The organism is Paenarthrobacter sp. YAF11_1 (genome assembly GCF_052113445.1).
Taxonomy (GTDB): Bacteria; Actinomycetota; Actinomycetes; order Actinomycetales; family Micrococcaceae; genus Arthrobacter.
This window is the reverse complement of the sequence record NZ_JBFRDF010000011.1, coordinates 108527-129612: the sequence shown is the minus strand read 5'-3', so window position 1 is coordinate 129612 and position 21086 is coordinate 108527. Positions and strand designations below refer to the sequence as shown.

Annotated in this window: 17 protein-coding genes and 1 riboswitch; of the genes, 10 read left to right on the top strand and 7 right to left on the bottom strand. The window is 63.4% G+C overall.

Translation table 11 applies throughout. The features are described from left to right. The first annotated feature begins 39 nt into the window (after positions 1-39). A riboswitch (cyclic di-AMP (ydaO/yuaA leader) is annotated at positions 40-200 on the top strand. 4 nt (positions 201-204) lie between these two features. The 8 genes from AB4Y77_RS17050 to AB4Y77_RS17015 all read left to right on the top strand — a co-directional run bounded on the left by AB4Y77_RS17050 (position 205) and on the right by AB4Y77_RS17015 (position 11320). Further along, positions 205-951, top strand: a complete 747-nt coding sequence (locus tag AB4Y77_RS17050; RefSeq protein WP_269768474.1) for a C40 family peptidase — start codon at positions 205-207, stop codon at positions 949-951. Positions 952-1050: 99 nt separating this feature from the next. Further along, a complete protein-coding gene (locus AB4Y77_RS17045) occupies positions 1051-1824 on the top strand; it encodes an NlpC/P60 family protein (RefSeq protein ID WP_442014739.1) in 774 nt (257 codons plus the stop codon). Positions 1825-2076: 252 nt separating this feature from the next. Continuing rightward, entirely contained in the window at positions 2077-2577 is a 501-nt protein-coding gene (locus AB4Y77_RS17040; RefSeq protein WP_024819811.1) for an HNH endonuclease, read from the top strand. 42 nt (positions 2578-2619) lie between these two features. Continuing rightward, the gene (locus AB4Y77_RS17035; RefSeq protein WP_442014738.1) at positions 2620-3525 is read left to right on the top strand and encodes an NTP transferase domain-containing protein; all 906 of its coding nucleotides are present in this window, start codon (positions 2620-2622) and stop codon (positions 3523-3525) included. Beyond that, entirely contained in the window at positions 3522-4880 is a 1359-nt protein-coding gene (locus AB4Y77_RS17030) for a molybdopterin molybdotransferase MoeA (RefSeq protein WP_442014737.1), read from the top strand. Before AB4Y77_RS17035 ends, AB4Y77_RS17030 begins: the two co-directional genes overlap by 4 nt. A 66-nt stretch (positions 4881-4946) precedes the next feature. Then, positions 4947-7253 carry an FdhF/YdeP family oxidoreductase gene (locus AB4Y77_RS17025; RefSeq protein WP_442014736.1) on the top strand — a complete coding sequence of 769 codons (2307 nt, stop codon included), beginning with the start codon at positions 4947-4949 and terminating at the stop codon, positions 7251-7253. A 1-nt stretch (position 7254) separates the two neighbouring features. Continuing rightward, positions 7255-8163, top strand: coding sequence for a formate dehydrogenase accessory sulfurtransferase FdhD (fdhD, locus tag AB4Y77_RS17020; protein WP_311215072.1), 909 nt, complete (start codon positions 7255-7257; stop codon positions 8161-8163). Between the two features lie 127 nt (positions 8164-8290). Next, positions 8291-11320, top strand: a complete 3030-nt coding sequence (locus AB4Y77_RS17015) for an alpha-mannosidase (protein ID WP_311215073.1) — start codon at positions 8291-8293, stop codon at positions 11318-11320. Positions 11321-11403: 83 nt separating this feature from the next. On the opposite strand, the gene AB4Y77_RS17010 is transcribed toward AB4Y77_RS17015, so the two are convergent. The 7 genes from AB4Y77_RS17010 to AB4Y77_RS16980 form a co-directional block, all read right to left on the bottom strand. Then, positions 11404-12462 (bottom strand): hypothetical protein, encoded by a 1059-nt coding sequence (locus AB4Y77_RS17010; protein ID WP_442014735.1) that lies wholly within the window; start codon positions 12460-12462, stop codon positions 11404-11406. Positions 12463-12465: 3 nt separating this feature from the next. Further along, entirely contained in the window at positions 12466-13374 is a 909-nt protein-coding gene (locus tag AB4Y77_RS17005; RefSeq protein ID WP_442014734.1) for a hypothetical protein, read from the bottom strand. Between the two features lie 13 nt (positions 13375-13387). Continuing rightward, the gene (locus AB4Y77_RS17000; RefSeq protein WP_442014733.1) at positions 13388-14182 is read right to left on the bottom strand and encodes an amino acid ABC transporter ATP-binding protein; all 795 of its coding nucleotides are present in this window, start codon (positions 14180-14182) and stop codon (positions 13388-13390) included. Further along, a complete protein-coding gene (locus tag AB4Y77_RS16995) occupies positions 14169-14828 on the bottom strand; it encodes an amino acid ABC transporter permease (protein ID WP_442014732.1) in 660 nt (219 codons plus the stop codon). The genes AB4Y77_RS17000 and AB4Y77_RS16995 overlap by 14 nt, the downstream gene beginning before the upstream one ends. Further along, positions 14829-15644 (bottom strand): amino acid ABC transporter substrate-binding protein, encoded by an 816-nt coding sequence (locus AB4Y77_RS16990; RefSeq protein WP_311215078.1) that lies wholly within the window; start codon positions 15642-15644, stop codon positions 14829-14831. It lies immediately after the preceding gene. A 226-nt stretch (positions 15645-15870) separates the two neighbouring features. Next, on the bottom strand, positions 15871-16578 hold the full coding sequence (locus AB4Y77_RS16985; RefSeq protein ID WP_442014731.1) for a hypothetical protein: 708 nt from the start codon (positions 16576-16578) through the stop codon (positions 15871-15873). Then, entirely contained in the window at positions 16575-17297 is a 723-nt protein-coding gene (locus AB4Y77_RS16980) for a hypothetical protein (protein WP_442014730.1), read from the bottom strand. The genes AB4Y77_RS16985 and AB4Y77_RS16980 overlap by 4 nt, the downstream gene beginning before the upstream one ends. A 209-nt stretch (positions 17298-17506) precedes the next feature. Here AB4Y77_RS16980 and AB4Y77_RS16975 point away from each other — a divergent pair, with 209 nt between their 5' ends. Together AB4Y77_RS16975 and AB4Y77_RS16970 are read left to right on the top strand one after the other, a co-directional pair. After that, positions 17507-19174, top strand: a complete 1668-nt coding sequence (locus AB4Y77_RS16975) for an ABC-F family ATP-binding cassette domain-containing protein (protein ID WP_442014729.1) — start codon at positions 17507-17509, stop codon at positions 19172-19174. Beyond that, complete coding sequence (locus AB4Y77_RS16970) at positions 19171-21084, top strand: ABC transporter ATP-binding protein (RefSeq protein ID WP_442014728.1); 1914 nt, start codon at positions 19171-19173, stop codon at positions 21082-21084. Before AB4Y77_RS16975 ends, AB4Y77_RS16970 begins: the two co-directional genes overlap by 4 nt. Positions 21085-21086: the final 2 nt, after the last annotated feature.

Genomic DNA, 21086 nt, shown 5'->3' with positions numbered 1-21086 from the left:
CGGTGCACTTGAGTGGATTGCCTAGCTCTGCCACCACTCGAGGTCCGTTCGCATAAATCGTCTGGCAGGGGCGGGGGAACCACTTCTGGTCTTCGCAAGAAGGCCTTGGGGTTAAGTCGCAAAGCTTCCTTGAAGCAGCGTGGCCGGATGACTCCCATCCGAATCCGACAGCTCACCTCGCAGGCATTGGGAGAGGCTACCTACGTGTCATCACGCACTACCCCTGCGCGCCACCGCGCTGAATCGGTTCGCACGAACCCCTTGAACACGCTTTCCAAGGCTGTTTCATCCAACGCCGGTACCGTTGGCCGTCAGGCCGTCGTCCTGGCAGCAGCCTCAGGCCTCGTCCTCAGTGTCGGTCTTCCGGCCCAGGCAGCGGACACCGACGTTTCCAAGTCGGAAGCCTCCAGCACCCAGCAGATGGTCACCACTGCGGTAGTCACCGCAGAGCCCACCGCCACTGTTTCCTTCGAAAGCCCTGTAGTGGCCACCAAGGAAGCTCCCAAGGTTGTCCAGCGCGCTTCGCAGACCACCCAGCGGACCGCGGCCAATGGCAACCAGACCACCGCAGGCGCTGTGACCGCGAAGTCGTCCGAAGCCAAGGACGCTGCTTCCAGCGCTGCCGCTTCCGGCCTCGCCGCGATCGCCTACACCGGCATCGGCCACCCGTACGTTTGGGGCGGCACCACGCCCAACGGATGGGACTGCTCCGGCTTCACCCAGTGGGTCTACGCCCAGGCCGGCATCAGCATCCCGCGCGTCAACGCCTGGACTGCCATGAAGCCCACCAGCACTCCTGCCCCCGGTGACCTGGTCATGCAGAACGGCGGAGCACACGTAGGCATCTACGTTGGCAACGGCATGATGATCAGCGCCTTGAACCCGGGACAGGGCACGCTCCTGCACTCGGCTGCCTCCACGGGCACGTCCTCCTTCTTTACCCTCCGCTAGAAACAATCCGGTTCGGGGTTCGCCAGCATGCCCCCAAGTGCTGGCGCACCGATGAGCCGCGTGTACCCCAACTACACGCGGATACGAAAAGAGAAAACCATGACCAGTGCATCCAAGGTTGCACGGCATCGCGCTGAGGCCCCCAAGACCAGCTCGCTTGCCGTGATCGCGAAGGCCGTCAGTGAAAACGCCGGCGGCGTAGGCCGCCAGGCGGCTGTTATTGCCGCAGCTTCAGGCCTGGTCCTGACCGGCAGTGTTGCTGCCAACGCCGCCGACACCAACGTGGACCGTGAGTCCACCTCGACGTCCACCCTTGACGTCCAGTCGGTAGTCCAGGCCACCATCGCTGCGGACTCCACCGTTGCCATCTCCTACGAGCGCCCCGTGGTCACCACGGTGCAGGCTCCGGCTCCCGTAGAGAAGAAGGCTCCTGCGAAGGTAGAAACCAAGAAGACCGCAGAAAGCACGGCGACTGCCGGCAACGCCACGTTGGCCGTCAACCCCGCGGCTCCTGCGGCAAAGGCTCCGGCCGCTGCCAGTGGCCTTGGCGCTGCAATCGCCGCTGCCGCCTACGCACAGCTCGGCGTCACCCAGGACTGCACCATGCTGGTGACGAACTCCCTGGCAGCAGTTGGCATCAACTTCCACGACTGGCCGGCCGGCTACCTCTCCCTTGGCCGCACGGTCAGCGCAGCGGAAGCACAGCCCGGCGACCTCGCTTACTACGCCAACGGCGGTCTCGCCGGACAGGCCCACATCGCTGTGTACGTCGGAAACGGCCAGGCAGTCCACGGTGGATGGAACGGATCCACCACGGCACTGTTCAGCGTCAACGTCGGCTCCGGCCCGGTTTTCATCCGCGTCAACGGCTGATCCAGCATTCCGCTTTGACAGCAACACCCCGCAGGCTCAGGCCGGCGGGGTGTTCTGCTTTAACGGACGGATTCGGCTCCCGACGCCTTAACCTCGCATGAACTCTTAACGACACTGCACGGGAAACGACGGAAAAATTCGTTGATACGGCATATGAGTGCTTACCCTTATCTTGTCGATCCACAGCCCGTACAAGCAGAGGGCAGCCGGCCCTCGTGCCCCTGACGGGTGCGGCCGTGAAGAGGTACGTGCATGCGCACACTCGTTCTGAATGCTGGATATGAACCGCTGGCGGTAATAACATTCCGCCGGGCGCTGGTCCTTGTGTTGACTGGGAAAGCTAGCGTAGTGGCCGAAGGCGACGAGCCTGTCGTCGGGCCACAGGAGATTCTTGGACGCCCCTCCGTGATCCTCCTTAACCGCTACATCCGTCCCCGGTACAACAGGATTACCGCCGTGAGCCGACGCGGGGTCCTTCGCCGCGACGGCCATCGCTGCGCCTACTGCGGGAAAACAGCCCACACCATAGACCACGTCCACCCCAAATCCAGGGGCGGCGCGGATTCCTGGGAAAACCTGGTTGCGGCGTGTTTGAAATGCAACAACGCCAAGAGTGACCACACGCTGGCTGAAATGGGTTGGAAACTCCGTTTCACGCCCGGGGTGCCCCAGGGAACCATGTGGCAGATCAAAGAACTCGAGAAACCTGCGCCGGACTGGGACCCGTTCCTGTTGCCGGAATCCGCTGCCTGATCGATTTCTGCTGAACTCCGGCCGCCCCGGTAATCTGGGCGGATGGAGTTCAATGCCGTGATTCTGGCGGGTGGCAGGGCCACCCGCCTTGGTGGTGTGCCCAAGCCATCGTTGACGTACGACGGCGAAACGCTCCTGTCGCGTGCCCTGCAATCGGTCCGGGGTGCAACGGCCGTGGTGGTGGTAGGTCCTGATGCTTCAGGAACGGGCGGTGGGACACTGCCGGTCGAAGTGCTGCGGGCACGGGAGGAACCGGCATTCGCGGGTCCGGCCGCTGCTATTGCTGCCGGGTTGATTGCGCTGGAAGGCAGCGGTGCGGGCGCCCCGTGGACTTTGATTCTCGCCTGCGACATGCCGCATGCCTCCCGTGGAATCTCCCATCTGTGGGAAGCGCTGGCAGCGCACCCCGGAGTGGAGGGTGCCATGGCAGTTTCCGAGGACGGACGGAAGCAACCGCTCCTGGGGGTATACGACACCGCAGCCTTGGACCGCGAAGTGGCCGTAGCTTCCCAAGGTTCCGGGTTAACGGACTCTTCAGTGTTCCGCCTGCTTGCTAGGCTGAACCTGCTGGACGTTGGCGTCCCCGCAGGCTCCACGGATGACGTGGATACATGGGAGGACGCTGCGGCCCTGGGCATTGACTACAAGTTGGAGGCGGACGTGAAGAGCCAGGAAGAGACGCTCGAGGAATGGTGCCGCACACTGCTGCAGGCATTCGAGCTTGAAGGCGTTGAAGTGGACGTCAACGAAGTGCTCGCCGTTGCCGGAGTGGCCGCGCATTCAGTGGTGCGCCCCGCAGCGCCCTTGACCACCTTCATCGCCGGTTACGCGGCAGGCATGGCCCGCGGCATCGGCCAGGCAAGCGATGACGCGGCCATGAACGCCGCCTTGGAACTGGCCCGCAAGATTGCCAAGGAGTACTCGGAGTCCGAGGCTGACGCCGAATGACGGAGGCCCCTGCAGAGGGCCATCACGCGGCACACACGTGGCAGGAGGCCCGGCAGCGCGCGTTCGATGTTGCCACTCCCATCCCTGCGGGTCCTGTGCCGCTCAGCTCAGCCCTCGGACGCACCCTCGCTGCCGATGCCCTGGCAGTGCAGGATATGCCGCACTACGCTTCCTCAGCCATGGACGGCTGGGCCGTCAACGGAAGCGGGCCGTGGATCCTTAGCGAACCAGGCCAGAGGCTTGCCCCCCACCAGGCAAGTCCCATTGTGACGGGAGGGCTGATTCCGCCGGGCGCCAAGGCAGTACTTCGCAGCGAGAGCGGCGTCATCACCACGGACGACGACGGCCTCCCGGTCCTTGCGCTGGGCGGAAGCGCCAAGCCCGGCGAACCCCGCAACGGCCAGCACATCCGCAAAGCCGCAGAAGAGGCAGCGGAGGGGGAAGTCCTGCTTACCACCGGAACCGTGCTCAATCCGGCCCACATCGCTTTGGCCGCGCTGGCCGGATTGGACCATGTGGAGGTCCTCGGCAAGCCACTGGCCAGGTTTCTGCTGACGGGCTCCGAGGTTGTGGCCCAGGGGGTCCCTCGGCCCGGACAAGTGCGTGATACTTTCGGCCCGCAATTGGGTGCTGTTGTGGAGCTTCTGGGTGGCATCGCAGGAGAGCAGCTCAGGGTCGGCGACAACTATGAAGAGTGGATCTCCGCCCTCCAGGACACCGAGCCGGCCCTGGGCGGACTCACAGCGGATGACCCCTACGGAGAGACTGAACCCCCGGCCGACGTCGTCATCACTACTGGCGGGACAGGTCGCTCGGGGACCGACCACTTCAGGCGGGCGGTGGCGGAACTTGGCGGCCGGCTGCTGATCGACGGCATTGCCATGCGCCCCGGTCATCCTGCCGTGTTGGCTGAACTGCCCGATGGCCGGTTTGTGCTGGGACTGCCGGGAAATCCACTTGCCGCGATGATGGCGCTGTTGACGGTGGGTGCTCCGTTGCTGGCGGCATTGGGTCATCGGCAGTTGGACGGTGTAGGTGAAGTTCCTTGCGGCGCTATGCTCGAGGCGGATCCCGGCCGGACCCGGCTGATGCCGTTCAAGCTGGTCTATGGCCTGGCGTCGCCGGCGCAGCACACGGGTCCCGGGATGATGCGGGGCCTGGCCGGCGCGGACGGGATCATGGTGGTTCCGCCCCACGGGGTCCAGCTGGGCGAGCTGGTCCCGGCGTTTGCCTTGCCGTGGGGCAAATCGTTGCCCGCACCCAAAGCCGCGGAAGACAAACCCCGCAAGGCTCCTGCGCGCCAGGCAAAGAAGGCCCCCTCCGGCCCGGTGGACTGGAGCGCGCTGGACGCTTGAGCGCTGGACTCCGGAGCACTGCAGCGAACCGGGTAAAGGGTGCCGACAAAGTGCAATGATGGACTCATGAACAGGCATGCTCCAGAACAGGACATCAATGAAGATGACCTGCAAATCCACCCGCCCAAACAGGCCGCTGCCGGCCTCAAAGCTGTCACGGTGGCCCTTGAACGCGGTTACGCCCAGGCCGGTGTAGCCCGCACGGTCCGATCCATGCTCAGGGTCAACCAGCACGACGGCTTCGATTGCCCGGGATGTGCCTGGCCCGAATCCATCACAGGCAGGCGCAGCCCCGCCGAGTTCTGCGAGAACGGCGCCAAGGCGATCGCCGAGGAGAGCACTACCCGCACTGTGGGCGCTGAATTCTGGGCGAAACACTCCCTGGCTGACCTCGAAAACAAGACGGAATACTGGCTGGGGAGCCAGGGAAGATTGTCCGAACCCGTGGTCATCAAGCCCGGGGACACCCATTATTCGCCCATCAGCTGGACCGAGGCGTTCGCCCTGATCGGCGAGCACATCAACGCCACCACGCCGGACAAATGCGTTTTCTATACCTCCGGCCGCACGGCCAATGAGACCGCCTTCATGTATCAGTTGTTCGCCCGGAGCCTGGGCACCAACAACCTGCCTGATTGCTCCAACATGTGCCATGAATCCTCTGGCAGCGCCCTGAACCCCACCATTGGAATCGGCAAGGGCACAGTCTCGCTGGAGGATATCCACCACGCTGAACTGGTCCTGGTGGTGGGCCAGAATCCGGGAACCAACCATCCCCGGATGCTGTCCGCACTGCGGGACTGCAAGAACAACGGCGGGAAGATCGTTGCCGTCAACCCGCTCCCCGAGGCCGGCCTCCTGAACTTCAAGGACCCGCAGTCCCTCAACGGCGTCATTGGCGGTGGCACCACCATCGCGGACGAATTCCTGCAGATCAAGGTCGGTGGCGACCTCGCATTGTTCCAAGCACTGGGCCACCTCCTCTTGGAGGAAGAGAAGCGCAACCCGGGCACCGTCGTCGACCATTCCTTTATTGCGGCGCAGACGGAGGGATTCGACGCATATAAGGACGCACGTTCGGTGCTGGACTGGGCGGAGACCGAGCGGGCCACCGGCCTGACCCGTGCAGAAATTACCAAGGCCGCGGAAATGATGGCTGCATCCAAGGCAACCATCATCTGTTGGGCCCTGGGACTGACCCAGCAGCCGCACTCGGTGGATACCTTGCGCGAGATCATCAACCTGCTGCTGCTTCAAGGGAACTTCGGCAAGCGTGGCGCCGGAGCCTGCCCCGTCCGTGGACACTCCAATGTGCAGGGCGACCGCACCATGGGGATCTGGGAGAAACCCAAGGAATCATTCCTGGCTGCGTTGGACAAGGAATTCGGCTTCCACATGCCGCGCGACCACGGCTATGACTCCGTGGAGACCCAACACGCCCTGGAAAAGGGTGACGTGGATGTTTTCGTCTCCATGGGTGGAAACTTCGCTGCGGCGGGCTCCGACACGGCAGCCTTGGAAGAGGGGTTGAAGCGGGCAGGGCTGACGGTCCACATCTCCACCAAACCCAACCGAGCCCATGTGGTGCACGGCAAGACCTCCCTGATCCTGCCCACCTTGGGCCGGACGGACACCGACGACAAACACCCCAAGGGCAAGCAGTTCCTGTCCGTGGAAGACTCCATGTCCGTCATCCACAAGACGCAGGGGAGGCTGGAGCCGGTCTCTGAGCACCTCCTGAGTGAGCCGGTGATCGTCGCCCGGATGGCCCAGTCGACCCTGGGCGATGACCATAGCGTGGACTGGCGGTCCATGGCCGAGGACTACGACGTGATCCGGGACCACATCTCCAGGGTCATACCGGGCTTCGAGGACTTCAACGCCAGGGTTCGGACCAAGAACGGCTTCGTGCTGCCCAACCCGCCCCGGGATACGCGGACCTTCGCCACGGACATCGGCAAGGGACGTTTCTCCGTGCGGCCGCTTGAGTACCTTGAGGCACCGCCGGGCCACTTGATCCTCCAGACCGTCCGCAGCCACGATCAGTACAACACCACGTTCTACGGTTTGGATGACCGGTATCGCGGTGTCTCGGAGGGGCGGCGGGTCATCCTGGTCCACCCGGATGACCTGAAGGAACTGGGCTTCGAGGACCGGGACCTGGTGGATGTCATCTCCACCTTCGCGGGAACGGAAAGGCGGGCCGACAAGTTCCGGCTCATCGGGTACCCCACGGCCAAGGGCTGTGCCGCGGCGTACTTCCCTGAGGCCAACGCGCTGGTGCATCGCGAACTGGTGGCACGGGAATCCAACACCCCCGGCTACAAAGCCATGACCGTACGTTTTGTGAAGACAGAGGAGGGCGGAGCCTGATATGGGACGTGTGACCCAGCGCCGCAAGGTGCATAAGTTTGTCCTGGATGGCTCCCCGCAAGCGCTGGAGCATCCCGTCCGATATAAGGAAGACGTCCTGGCAGTGGAGGAGCCCCTGGAGATCCGGTTGGGGGAGATGTCCTTCTCCGTGACCATGCGGACCCCCGGAGACGACTTCGACCTCGTGGCGGGATTCCTCGTCTCGGAAGGGATCATCTGGGAGCCTGCCCAACTGATCTCCGAGCGATTCTGCGCGGGGGAGAACGAAGACGGCGTGCAGACCTTCAACGTGGTGGACGCCCAACTTCGGCCTGACGTGGTGCGGCCCGACACCGGCCGGAACGTCTACACCTCCAGCTCCTGTGGAATCTGCGGCACGGACTCCATCGAAGCTGTCCGCAAGTCCTCCCATCACAGTCCGCACGAGGACAACGTCACGGTCCCGGTCCGCGCCCTGGCCGCCTTGCCGGACCGTCTCCGGGAGGCGCAGGCGGTTTTCGATAAAACAGGCGGCGTCCATGCTGCGGGACTTTTCCGGATCCACGACGACGGCACTACCGAGCTGCTCTGCCTGCGGGAAGATGTCGGCAGGCACAACGCGGTGGACAAGGTAGTGGGCTGGGCTTTGCGGGCGGGCATGCTGCCGCTGAGTGGCACGGTCCTCCAGGTCTCCGGCAGGGCGTCCTTTGAACTGGTCCAGAAAGCGGCCATGGCGGGTATTCCCGTACTGTCCGCGGTCAGCGCACCTTCAAGCCTCGCGGCCGAATTGGCCGAAGAAACGGGCATTACATTGGCCGGGTTCAGCCGTGGGCACAGTCTCAATGTCTACGCCGGGCGGGACAGAATCGTCGCGGAACCTGCCCCGGCAGACGCGGTGTCCGTGGGAGATAGCCGACAATCACTTGGCTAATAGGCTGGAACAACGTAGATTTTATCCATCGATTGGAAGCGCGGCGAACCCAGAGTCGCCGTCCGAACCTGCACCCCTGGTGCGTGTGCCAAGCGTGAAATTCAGCTAAAGCCCAAAGGGGAATTAATTGCACGACGACCGCCGGATCACTGAACAGCGCCTCGATCGATTCGTTCGGGAACGCATTCTTCCGGCCATTTACGGCAGAGCCATACCGCTGCAGCTCAGCAGTTGGGATGTTCCGGGCGAGCCCGTGCCGGCGGCCGAGGCCGTGCGCCAGCTCTTCACCCCGCAGGAGCACGGCGCCCCGTGGGGAAAGGCCTGGAGCACCAAATGGCTCCACCTGCAGGGTGAAGTCCCGCAGGACTGGGGCATGGCTGAATCCACGTCAGTGGAAATCATTGTGGACCTCGGCTTCAACAGCGATGTCCCCGGGTTCCAGTGCGAAGGCACTGCCTGGCGCGCCGACGGCAGCATCATCAAGGCGATCTCGCCGCGCAACTATCACGTCCCCGTCAAGCTGCTTGGCGGCGGACACTCAGTGGATTTCTATGTTGAAGCTGCAGCGAACCCCGACGTTGCCCAGGGATGGTCCTTTGCTCCCACTCCGCTGGGAGACAAAGCTACGTCCGGCGACGAGCCCCGGTACCGCCTGGGCCGCATCGCCATGGCAGAGCTGAACGAGACCGTGTGGGAACTCAACCAGGACATCTGGACGCTGAGTGGACTCATGCATGAACTTCCCATGGAACTTCCCCGCCGCCATGAAATCCTGCGGGCGCTGGAACGGATGCTGGACGTCATGGACCCGGACGACGTCGCCGGGACTGCGGCGGCCGGTCGCGAAGCGCTGAAGGAAGTGTTGGGCCGGCCCGCCTATGCTTCCGCCCACCAGCTCCTGGCTACAGGCCACGCCCACATCGACTCCGCATGGTTGTGGCCCGTCCGTGAGACCATCCGTAAATGTGCCCGGACGTTCTCCAACGTGGTGGCACTCATGGATGAGGATCCTGACTTTGTGTTCTCCTGCTCCTCGGCCCAGCAGATGGCGTGGATCAAGGAGTACTTCCCTGAGCTCTTTGTCCGGATCCGGGAAAAGGTTAAGGCAGGTCAGTTCATCCCCGTGGGCGGTATGTGGGTGGAATCGGACACCAACATGCCCGGCGGCGAGGCCATGGCCCGCCAGTTCGTGGAGGGCAAGAGCTTCTTCTTGAAGGAATTCGACGTCGAATGCCAGGAGGCCTGGCTGCCGGACTCCTTCGGCTACTCCGGTGCGATCCCGCAGATCGTGAAGGAGGCCGGTTCCCGGTGGTTCCTGACACAGAAGATTTCCTGGAACAAGGTCAACCGGATGCCGCACCACACCTTCACCTGGGAGGGCATCGACGGAACGCGGCTGTTCACGCATTTCCCGCCGGTGGACACGTACAACGCTGAACTGCACGGCCGCGAACTGGCTCACGCCGAACGCAATTACCGCGACCACGGCCGCGGAACCATGTCCCTGGTGCCATTCGGATATGGCGACGGCGGTGGCGGACCTACGCGCGAAATGGTGGCCGCCGCGCACCGCACTGCAGACCTTGAAGGTTCGCCGAAGGTCCGGATGGGCACTGCCAAGGACTTCTTCACCAAGGCCGAGGCGGAATACACCAACCTGCCGGTCTGGGTGGGCGAGATGTACCTGGAAATGCACCGCGGAACTTACACCAGCCAAGCCAAGACCAAGCGCGGCAACCGCCGCAGCGAACATCTGCTGCGCGAAGCCGAGCTGTGGTGCTCCACAGCCGCCGTCCGTCTCGGTGCGGACTACACGTATCCCCAAGCCGAGCTGAAGCGGCTCTGGCAGCTGGTGCTCCTGCAGCAGTTCCACGACATCCTGCCGGGCAGCTCCATCGCTTGGGTCCACCAGGATGCCGAGCGCAACTATGAGGCCATTTCCCGTGACCTTGAGGCCATCATCAGCCATGCCGCCCAGGCCTTGGTGGGGACTGGCAGCACAAGCTACCTGCTCAACGCAGCGCCGCATTCGCGCAGCGGCGTGCCCGCCTTGGCAATCGCTGAAGCCAATGGATCCGGCACCGGTGTCCAGGTGGAGGAATCCGGTGAAGGCTTCGTGCTGGACAACGGCATCATTCGTGCAGTCCTGGACGGGAACGGCCTGCTGACCTCCCTGGTGGACCATGCCGGCGGCCGTGACGCCATAGCCCCCGGGCAGGCCGGCAACCTGCTGGAGCTGTTCCGGGATACGCCCAACGAGTGGGACGCGTGGGACATCGAAGAGTTCTATCGCAGGAACGTCACCCAACTGACCCAAGCGGACACCATCGACCTCGAGCGCACGCCGGTTGGCGCCGTCGTGGTGGTCCAGCGCAAGGTGGGCGCCTCCACCATCACGCAGCGCATCACGCTCGACGCCGGTGCCAAGTCCTTGGGGATCGCCACCACGGTGGACTGGCAGGAACGCGAAAAGATGCTGAAGGTCGCCTTCCCGCTGGACGTCAGGGCGGATCGTTCGGCGTCCGAGACGCAGTTCGGCCACGTCTTCCGGCCGACCCACACCAACACGTCCTGGGAAGCTGCCAAGTTCGAAATTTGCGCGCACCGCTGGATCCATGTCGCCGAGCCCGGCTATGGGGTAGCGGTCAGCAACTCCTCCAGCTACGGACACGACGTCACCAGGGCGGTCCGCACCGACGGCGGAACCACGACGACGGTCCGCACCTCGCTGCTGCGCTCGGCCCGGTTCCCGGACCCTGAAGCAGACCGGGGAGAACACACCTTGGAGGTTTCCATCAGGCCCGGCGCTGCGATCGCCGATGCCGTGGAAGAGGGCTACCGCACCAACCTGAAGCCGCGGTTCGTGACGGGTGGGCACTCTGTGGAACCACTGGTGTTGGTCTCCAACCCGGCCATTGTGGTGGAAGCCGTGAAACTGGCCGAGGACGGATCCGGCGACGTGATCGTCCGGCTCTACGAGTCGCTGGGGGAGCGCTCAGCTGCCACTGTAAGGCCCGGATTTGCGGCGGCCGGTGCCACTGCCACCGATCTGCTTGAACGCGTTGCAGAGGCGCCTGGAGTGACTGTTGGGGAACGCTCAGAGGTGGAGTTGGTGCTTCGGCCGTTCCAACTGGTGACCCTGCGCTTCGCACGCTGACCCGGAAGGACAGAAGAAACGCCGACGGCTTTGCAAGGGAAATCCTGCAAAGCCGTCGGCGTTTTGTGTTGGTGCCGGGGTGGTTATTGGACCAATTCGACGTCCACTGCGTCTTTCAGAATCTGAACACGCAGGGGGATCACAGAGTCGTAGCTCTTGATCTCGGCCGCGATTTTCTTCGTGAAGACTTCCTCCACCAGGACAGGCATGTCTTTGACTCCCGACAGGTACCGCTTGGCCGCAAAGTCAAACTCCGACCTGTTGTTCTTGATCCGGGTGTTGAGGGCCTTGGCTTCGTCGGCAATCTTGAACAATTCCTCCTCAGAGGCGTTGCGCGCGGTCGCTTCAGCTGTCTTCTGGACCATTTGGTCCTTGAGCTTTACAAATTCGTTGTAGTTCTCTTCAGACTTGGCCGTGATCTCGGAGTTGGATTCGAGCTGTGCCACCCGGTTGTCAAAGGTTCGGGCAAATTCGACGTAGGCCACGTTCTTGGATTGCTTGAGCTGGCCGGCTGCTTCGCGGCAAGGGGCTGCGGCCTGGCCCAGCAAGGTTTGACGTTCCCGAAGCGTGGCGGCCTTGGAACCGACAAACAGGCCGTTGCAGCCTGCCCCGTCAGCCCTGAACAGACCTTCAAACTGCGGGTATGACTCCACCAAGCCCTCCATGTGGTCAATGAAGCCTTGGTACGACTCTTCGAGTTGTCCCACTGCGACGTCGATTCCGTCCCCACCGGAGTCGTGGCCGGACTTCACTTTCGCCATCGCTGCCCTGGCCGCGTCCGCAGCCTGCTGGAACTCGTCCCGCTCCTTCACGGAGTTCTTCTCCGCCTCCTCCTGTGAGGCTGGGGCGTTCCGTGCTTTCTTATACGCGGCAAGGTAGGCATTGGCTGCGGGTTGAAGCTTGCTCCGTGCGTCCACCAGGGCAGTAAGGTTGTCTTCCTTCAGGAGCTGCAGGTTTTCCTTGCGCTGCTGTCCGGAGAATTGCGTCACGGCCACAACAGCCACCGCGGCAACGATCAAGAGGACAACAACACAAGAGGTCAAGACCAGTGCCAGCCTGCGCTTCCTGGGGGTCGGCTGCTGGCTGGGAGGGGTTTCCTGCAGGGGATCGGGTTGTTGCGTGGGGTCGGGTTCAATCGTCATGGCCTATTTCCCGTCCTTGCCGGCAGCATCAAATTGATCCGTGCGTTTCTTGAGGGCACTTTCAAACGCCTTGTTGGAGTCATTGGCGTTGGTCACCAGTTGGTTGTACTTCGCCTTCGCGGAGCCCTCATACGTGGTTTCGGCCTTGGCCAAAGCATCATTGATGTCCAGCATGGCCAGGCCTGCCAGGGTGCGCTTGGCGAGCCGCTCAAAGTCGTCCTTGGCGTCCAGGACTTCCTGCTGCTTATCACGTTGCCCGCGGATAATGCCTTCCACAGAAGTCAGCAATTCGGTTGTTTCAGCATCGGTGTTGTCCTTGGCAGCGGCGATCGCGCCGAGGCAGGCATCGGCCCCTTTGACGTAGTCTTCGGAATACGACTCGGCGCCAACGTTCAGGCTTGAATGCAATGGTGCGCAGGGACCCCCAACGGACTGGGTGATGTTTGCCGTGTTGATCACCAATTGGTCGTTGTAGGAGATCACAGCACCGTAGTGCTCCTTGAAGCCGTTGAAGGCGTCGCTGATGTCCTGTTCCTTCACTGCCGCAGAGGATCCCATCCGTTCCAGCCGGTCCAGGTTGGTCCGCGACTCGCGCTTCAATCGTTCACCATCCCGGTTGAGGACCTCGTCCTTTTCCTGCTGCTCCGCGTTTTCGGACATGACGCTGGAGTAGCGGAGCGAAAACTGGTTGAACAGCGGGTCGTAGAGATTCATTGAGTTGTCCAGTATTACCCGTTCCTTGTCCAGGCGGACAACATCTGCGCGCTGGACGCCTGCCGGGCGGGAGAGGGCAAACCACGTGCCAAGCCCTCCAGCCACTACAGCGATGGCAACCACCACAGCGATGATGACGGTGCGACGGGACTTCCTGCGGCCGGGATCGGCTGCTGTATCCAAAGTTTTTTCCCCCATTTTCTTGTCTCTCCTAGACGTCGTGCTGGAGCCGTTTCACAAAAAGCTTGGTCCGTTCCTGCGTGGGCGCACGCAGGACCTCGGCAGCGGGGCCCCGTTCCACCACCACCCCGCCGTCCATAAAGATGACCTCGTCCGCCACATGCTGGGCGAAGGCGAGCTCGTGGGTCACGATCACCATGGTCCAGCCTTCCTCGGCGAGTTCCTTGATGACACCCAGGACTTCACCCACCAGTTCGGGGTCCAGCGCAGAGGTGGGTTCGTCGAACAGCAGCAGTTGGGGCTTGAGCGCCAGCGCCCTGACGATGCCTACGCGTTGCTGCTGGCCGCCGGAGAGTTCAAAGGGGTAGGCGTCGCGTTTATCGGCCAGGCCCACGCGTTCCAAGAGCCGTTCTGCCTCCGCGATGGCCTCGGCACGTGGCCTCTTCTGGACCTGGATGGGGCCTTCGGTGATGTTCTTCAGGACCGTCATGTGCGGGAACAGGTTGTAGTGCTGGAAGACCATGGCGCTGCGGTCACGCAAGGCGGCCAAATCCTTCTTGCCAACCTTCGCGCCGAAGTCGATGGCGAGTTCCCCGCCGCCGTCGCTGTCCCCGAAGGCCACCGTGCCGCCGTCGGGAATTTCAAGGCCGTTGAGTGATCGCAGGACGGTGGTCTTGCCGGATCCCGATGGCCCGATCAAGGCCACCACTTGACCGCGGCGGATATCGACGTCGATGTCGCGCAGCACCACATTGCTGCCGAATGCCTTGGCGAGGTTCCGGGCCTTCAGGACCGATGGGGAACGTGATTCGTTAGTGGGCGACATAGCGGTCCAATCTCCTTTCCACGGCGGATTGCGCGGTGGAAAGGACCAGGCAGATGACCCAGTACACCAAGGCGGCCTGCAGGTACAGGGCCATGAACTCCTGGCTGAAAGCAGCGATCTGCTGGGCATTGCGGAACAGTTCGGTCACCAGGATCAGGGATGCCAGCGAGGTGTCCTTCACCAGCGAGATGAAGGTATTGGACAACGGGGGAACGGATACCCGGGCTGCTTGGGGGAGGATGATGCGCACCAGGGTTTGCGGCCTGGACATGCCGATGGTGTGGCCGGCTTCCCATTGGCCTTTGGGCACGGACAGGATGGCTGCCCGGATGATCTCGGCCGCGTAACCGCCCACGTTCAACGAGAACGCGATGATGGCACTCGGCCAGGGATCAAGCCGGATGCCAATGCTGGGGAGGCCGAAGAAAATCACGAACAGCTGTACCAGCAACGGAGTGCCACGGATGATCGAGACGTAGAAACGGCCGATCCCGGACAGCAGCCAGTTGGGGCTCAGCCTCATCAGGGCCACCACCAAGGCGAGCACCAGGCCGAAGGCGAAGGAAGCGAGCGTCAGCGGAATGGTCCCCGTGACGGCGCCGGTGATGAGCGGGCCGAAGGAACTCCAGATGAGGTCCCAGTTCATCTATTTGGTGACGTCCGCGCCGAAGTACTTTTCGGAGATCTTCGCCATGGTTCCATCTGCCTGGAGGTCGGCCAGGGCCTTGTCCACGGCCGAGGTGAGCTCCGTTGAACCCTTGCGGAAGACGAACGCGCTTTCAGTCTTGTCCGGTGCCTCTGCAGCAACCTTCAGGCCCGAGTCCGGTGTGTTCTTGGCGTAGTCCAAGTAGGTCAATTTGTCATTCACCGTCGCGTCCACGCGGCCCTGCTGGACCAGCGTGGCGGACTGTGCCCACCCTTCCACTGCCTGCACGTTGGCGCCGGCTTCCACTGCCATCTTGTAGAAGTTGCTGGTCAGCGACTGGGCGGTGGTCTTGCCCTTCAGGTCCGCGAAGCTGTTGATGCTGGTGTTGTCCGACTTGGTCACCACTACTCCGGTGGAGATGGTGTACGGGGTGGAGAACTCGTATTTGGCCTTGCGTTCGTCGTTGATGGAAATCTGGTTGGCGATGGTGTCGAAGCGCTTGGAGTCCAGGCCGGCGAAGATGCCATCGAACTGTGTTTCCTGGAACGTTGCCTTCACGCCGAGCTTTCCGGCCACAGCCTGGGCAATCTCGACATCGAAACCGGTGAGGTCCCCGGCGCCTTCGGCATGGAAGCTGAAGGGGCGGTACGTGCCCTCGGTGGCGATGACCAGCTCACCTTTGGACTTGACGTCCGAAAGGGAGGTGTCTCCGCCCGACTGCGCGGGAGTTGAACCTCCACCGCACGCTGTGAGCACAAGGGCGGCCGAGGCCAGAGTTGCGGCAATGACGGAGCGGCGGGTGCGAAGGCTGTTCATGGAGCCATCTTAGCCACCGTAAGGAGCCTTGCTGGGTGTGGGGCCGCTGGGGCGTTAAAAAGGCTGAGTGGGGGCGGTCCCCAACAGCCCGCCACCACTCATCCCCCCAATTGTGATCCCATGGGCGCCACATCCACCGGAAACCCGTTCTCTGATTCCGGTGTCAGGCTGCAACCGTGTTCACACATTCATGATTGTGCCACGATCTAATGCTTTTGTGAAAGTCTTACGCTGCGAGACGTCGTTTTCGTCGCGAATAGGCCTTGGAGAACCAGATTCCGGCCAGTCCGATGCACGTGGACATGGCTGCCGAGTAGTTGATGAGCACCCTCAGCCACGCCTCCGAGAAGGGGATCAACGGGAAAAATTGGGACAGCAGGAGCAAGCCCAGCCCCAGGAGCAGCAACGCTGAAGCAACCCGGAGCAGGACAGGTGCCGCGCTCGCCACCGTCCGCCAGATTGCGGGTACCAGGCAGGCGGCAACGAAGCCCGGGTAGAAGCGGCCCATGAACGCATAGGCCTCCAGCGACGGCCCCCACGTCAGTCCGCTCATGCCCGCTGAGGACCCTCGCGTGTCCGTAATGACGAAGAAGTACACGGTCAGGATGGCCACGATGGCCCCGACAGTAAGACCAACCGGACCCCGGATGGCACGGACGGCGGACGGGGAACCGAACGCGGTGGCGATCTTGATGCCCATGAGGAAGAACGTGGCGTACAGGAGGAAGCGGAGGACCAGATTGCCGATGTTTATTCCACCAAGCCAGCCGTCGAGGACCAGATAAGGCGCTTCGATGCTGATGAAGATGCTCAGCGAGATCAACGAGAAAATATAGAACACCACGCGGTTCTCGCCCCGCAACGCGCTGGGGATCCGTGCAACGGTGACAGCCAGGCATACAACCAGCGTCACCCAAGGCAGCACAGCCGTCATCCGAGGTTCTCCCAAATTCGTTCAGTACGTTCGTGGTCTTGTTCCTGGCGTTTCAGGGTCTTGCCCAGTGCCAGGAGCCGTTCGCCGGCCAGAGTAACCAGCGAGCTTCGGGTCATTCGGTCCAGGGCTTCCCGGCGGGCATTCGGTGGCCACCCGGCCTCGGCCTCGGTGATCAACCCTCCAGCCACCAGCCCCCCGGCAGGTCCGACGCCGGCAGCCCGGGAAGTGGCGATGGCCAGTTCAGGCGGCAGCCTGTTGGCAGTCAGATGGGCAGAGAAGTTCTGCGGCGCAATCCCGGTGGCTTCGCTGACCCGGTGCCGCAACTCGCCGTCGTCGATCGCGTCCACCCAGTTCCGCACTGATGTGGGGTGCGGCGGTTCAGAAAGAAACGCGGCGGGGGTCGGGCTTGGCTCACTGCGTTCCACCACTGCCCGCAGCAGATCGATGGTGGCGACCTGGCTGACCAGTTCGCAGGGCGTCGGCGGAACCGGGCCGCCCCTGAGATCGGCATAGAGATCAAACGTGGCCAGGGCCTGCACCGGATCCACCTGGAATCCGCGGCTGATGCTCACCAGCGTTGACTCGGCAACCTTGCCGCGGACCAGTTGCTGGGCCAGGGTTGTTCGTTTGATGCCGGCGATCCTGCAGACATCAGCGGTGCTGGCATCGGGCGCGACGCCGTGAAGCCAGCGCTGGAACGCCTTGGAGGGTAAGGGCATGGGGAACTTTCCGTGACGGGTCGCGGGGCAGGACTTCAGGAAGCCGTAAGTGGGAGTACGAAACGATTTTACGCCGACGCCACATTGAATTATGCTTGATGCTTGAACCCGTTGGTCCGTACACCCCCCAAGTCCGGACCAACGGGTTTTTCCATGCCTGCGGGAATCGCGGCCTGAATTCCTGCGTTTCCCTGCTGGAGGATACACACATGACAGCAACCTTGGTGGCCAAGGATCTTGCCGGTGGCCACGGCCATCGCACCCTTTTTTCCGACCTTTCCCTGACCGTTTCGCCCGGCGATGTTGTGGGCGTCGTGGGTGCGAACGGCGCCGGGAAGTCCACGCTGCTTCGCATCCTTGCCGGCGTGGACCAGTCGCAGGCGGGCAGCGTCAGCCTGGCGCCTTCGGACGCGTTTGTGGGCTGGCTGCCCCAGGAACACGAGCGCACCGCGGGGGAGAGCATCGCGGCGTACGTTGCGCGCCGGACAGGGTGCGCCCAGGCCACTGTGGAGATGGAAACCACCGCAGAAGCCCTCGGGTCCGGGGCCCCGGGAGCCGATGACGCCTACTCCCTGGCCTTCGACCGCTGGATGGCCTCGGGGGCGGCGGACCTTGAAGACCGCATACCGGCCGTGCTGTCCGATCTCGGTCTGGAACTGGGTGCCGATGCCCTCATGACAGGGCTCTCCGGTGGGCAGGCTGCACGCGTGGCTCTGGCAGCACTGTTGCTCAGCCGCTTCGACGTAGTCCTCCTTGACGAACCCACCAACGATCTTGACCTGGACGGACTGGCCCGCCTCGAAGCTTTTGTCCAGGGCCTTCGTGGCGGTGTTGTCCTGGTATCCCACGACCGCGAATTCCTGGCCCGCTGCGTGACCACCGTGGTGGAATTGGACCTGGCCCAGAATTCCGTGGCCGTGTATGACGGCGGCTACGAGGCGTTCCTCAAGGAGCGCGCCGTGGCCAGGCGCCACGCCCGTGAACGGTATGACGAGTTCGCCAACACCAAGGCAGACCTCATTTCCCGCGCACGCACCCAGCGGGAGTGGAGCTCCCAGGGTGTCCGCAACGCCATGAAGAAAAACCCGGACAATGACAAGATCCGTCGCGCCGCGAGCAGCGAGTCGTCGGAGAAGCAAGCCCAGAAAGTCCGGCAGATGGAGTCGCGCATTGCCCGCCTGACCGAGGTGGAGGAACCGCGCAAGGAGTGGCAGCTGCAGTTCAGCATCGGCCAGGCACCCCGCTCAAGTGCCGTCGTCGCCACCTTGCGTGACGTCGTCGCGCGCCAAGGTGACTTCACGCTGGGACCGGTGAACCTCCAACTCAACGGCGGCGAACGCATCGGCATCACAGGACCCAACGGCGCCGGCAAATCAACACTGCTGCGCCTGCTGCTTGGAACGCAGGAACCGGACGACGGCGATGCCTCCATGGGTGCCTCTGTAGCCATCGGCGAAATTGACCAAGCGCGTGGACTGCTCGACGGCGGGCAGCCGCTTGGCGACGCCGTCGAAGCGGTGCTGGTGGACTGGAACAGCGCCGATGTCCGGACGCTCCTGGCCAAGTTCGGACTCAAGGCCGACCACACCTCGCGCACTGTGGATTCGTTGTCTCCGGGGGAGCGGACACGTGCGGCCCTTGCGTTGCTGCAGGCCCGCGGCGTGAACCTGCTGGTGCTGGACGAACCCACCAACCACCTGGACCTCCCGGCGATCGAGCAACTCGAAGAGGCGCTGGAAAGCTACGAAGGCGCACTCCTGCTGGTCACCCATGATCGCCGGCTGCTGGAAAACGTGCGGCTCGATTCACGCTGGCACCTTGAAAACGGACAGGTCCAAGAACTGCACCACACCCCCAGCCAGGAGAAGCAACCATGAGCATGGACCGCGTGGCCTGGAGCTCGCTGTACAACATCACCACTGCCAAGAGCGGATCCAAGCCGTTCTCCAAGGAAACCCTGAAGCGGGTCATGGCCTTCGCCGCCCCGCACAAGGGCAAGCTCATTGCCTTCGTGATCGCTTCCATCGCAGGTGCTTTCCTGGCTGTCGCCACGCCCGTGCTGGCAGGCCAGGTGGTGGATGCCATCATTGCCAACGCCGGGGTGGGCACGGTCATCTGGCTTGCGGTCCTGATCGCCATCGTCGCGGTGGGCGAGGCCGGTGTGGGGCTGGTGACCCGCTGGCTGTCCTCCATCATTGGCGAGGGCGTCATTGTGGACCTCCGCACCCGCGTGTTCGACCACGTGCAGCGCATGCCCATCGCGTTCTTCACCAGGACGCGGACCGGTGCCTTGGTCAGCCGCCTGAACAACGATGTCATCGGGGCGCAGTCCGCCTTCGCCGGCACGCTGTCCGGGGTCGTCAGCAACGTGGTGGCATTGGCCCTGACCCTCGTGGTCATGTTGAACACCTCATGGCTGGTCACGGTGCTGGCCATGGTGTTGCTGCCGATCTTCCTGATCCCGGCCCGGCGCATGGGCTCAAAACTGGCCGACCTCCGCCGTGAAGCGGCCGCGCACAACGCCGCCATGGGCACGCAAATGACCGAAAGGTTCTCTGCCCCCGGGGCCACGTTGGTGAAGCTGTTTGGCCGCCCGGATGAGGAATCCCGTGAATTTGCCGACCGGGCGGGCCGGGTCCGGGACATCGGAATCCGGACCGCCATGCTGCAGTTCACGTTCGTCACGGCCCTGACGTTGGTGTCGGCCTTGGCCTTGGCCTTGGTCTACGGCCTGGGCGGTTGGCTGGCGCTCGGCGGACAGCTTGCACCGGGCGATGTAGTGGTCCTGGCCCTCCTTCTCACCCGGCTTTACGCCCCACTGACAGCCCTGTCCAACGCCCGTGTGGAAATCATGAGTGCCTTGGTCAGTTTCGAGCGGGTCTTTGAAATCCTTGACCTGAAGCCACTCATCACGCAGAAGCCTGACGCCCTTACCGTGCCCGCAGGCCCCGTGGCCGTGGAATTCGACGACGTCCGCTTCTCCTACCCCTCCGCCGAAAAGGTGTCGCTGGCTTCCCTGGAAGACGTTGCCACCCTGGATACCCGGGGCGGGGAGGAAGTCCTGCACGGGCTCAGCTTCCGGGTTGAACCTGGACAGACCGTAGCTCTGGTGGGTTCCTCCGGCGCCGGCAAGTCCACCGTGGCACAACTGCTCTCACGCTTGTACGACGTCGACTCCGGCGCGGTGCGCCTTGGCGGACGAGAGCAAGGAGCCGGTGTGGACGTTCGCGATCTCAGTTTCGATTCCCTGCGGGACACCATGGGCATGGTGACCCAGGATGGGCACCTGTTCCACGAAACCATCGCCTCCAACCTGCGCCTTGCCCGGCCGGATGCCACCGAAGAAGACATGTGGGACGTGCTCCGGCGGGCACGCCTGGAACCAATGATCCGGTCCCTGCCCGATGGCCTCGAAACCGTGGTGGGGGAGCGCGGCTACCGTCTGTCCGGCGGCGAACGCCAACGGCTCACCATCGCCCGCCTGCTCATCAAGCAGCCGCGCGTGGTGATTCTCGATGAAGCCACGGCAGCGCTGGACTCCACCAACGAGGCCGCAGTCCAAGCGGCCCTGGGTGAGGCGCTCGAGGGGCGTACCGCCGTCGTAATTGCACACCGGTTGTCCACCATCCGAGCGGCCGACGCCATTCTGGTGGTGGAGGACGGCAGGATCGTGGAGCGCGGCACGCACACCGAACTGTTGGCCGCCGACGGACGCTACGCCGAGCTGTACCAAACGCAGTTCGCGGAGGCCACGGCGGTGGCGCAGGAAGCTGTCCCGGAGCTGTAGCG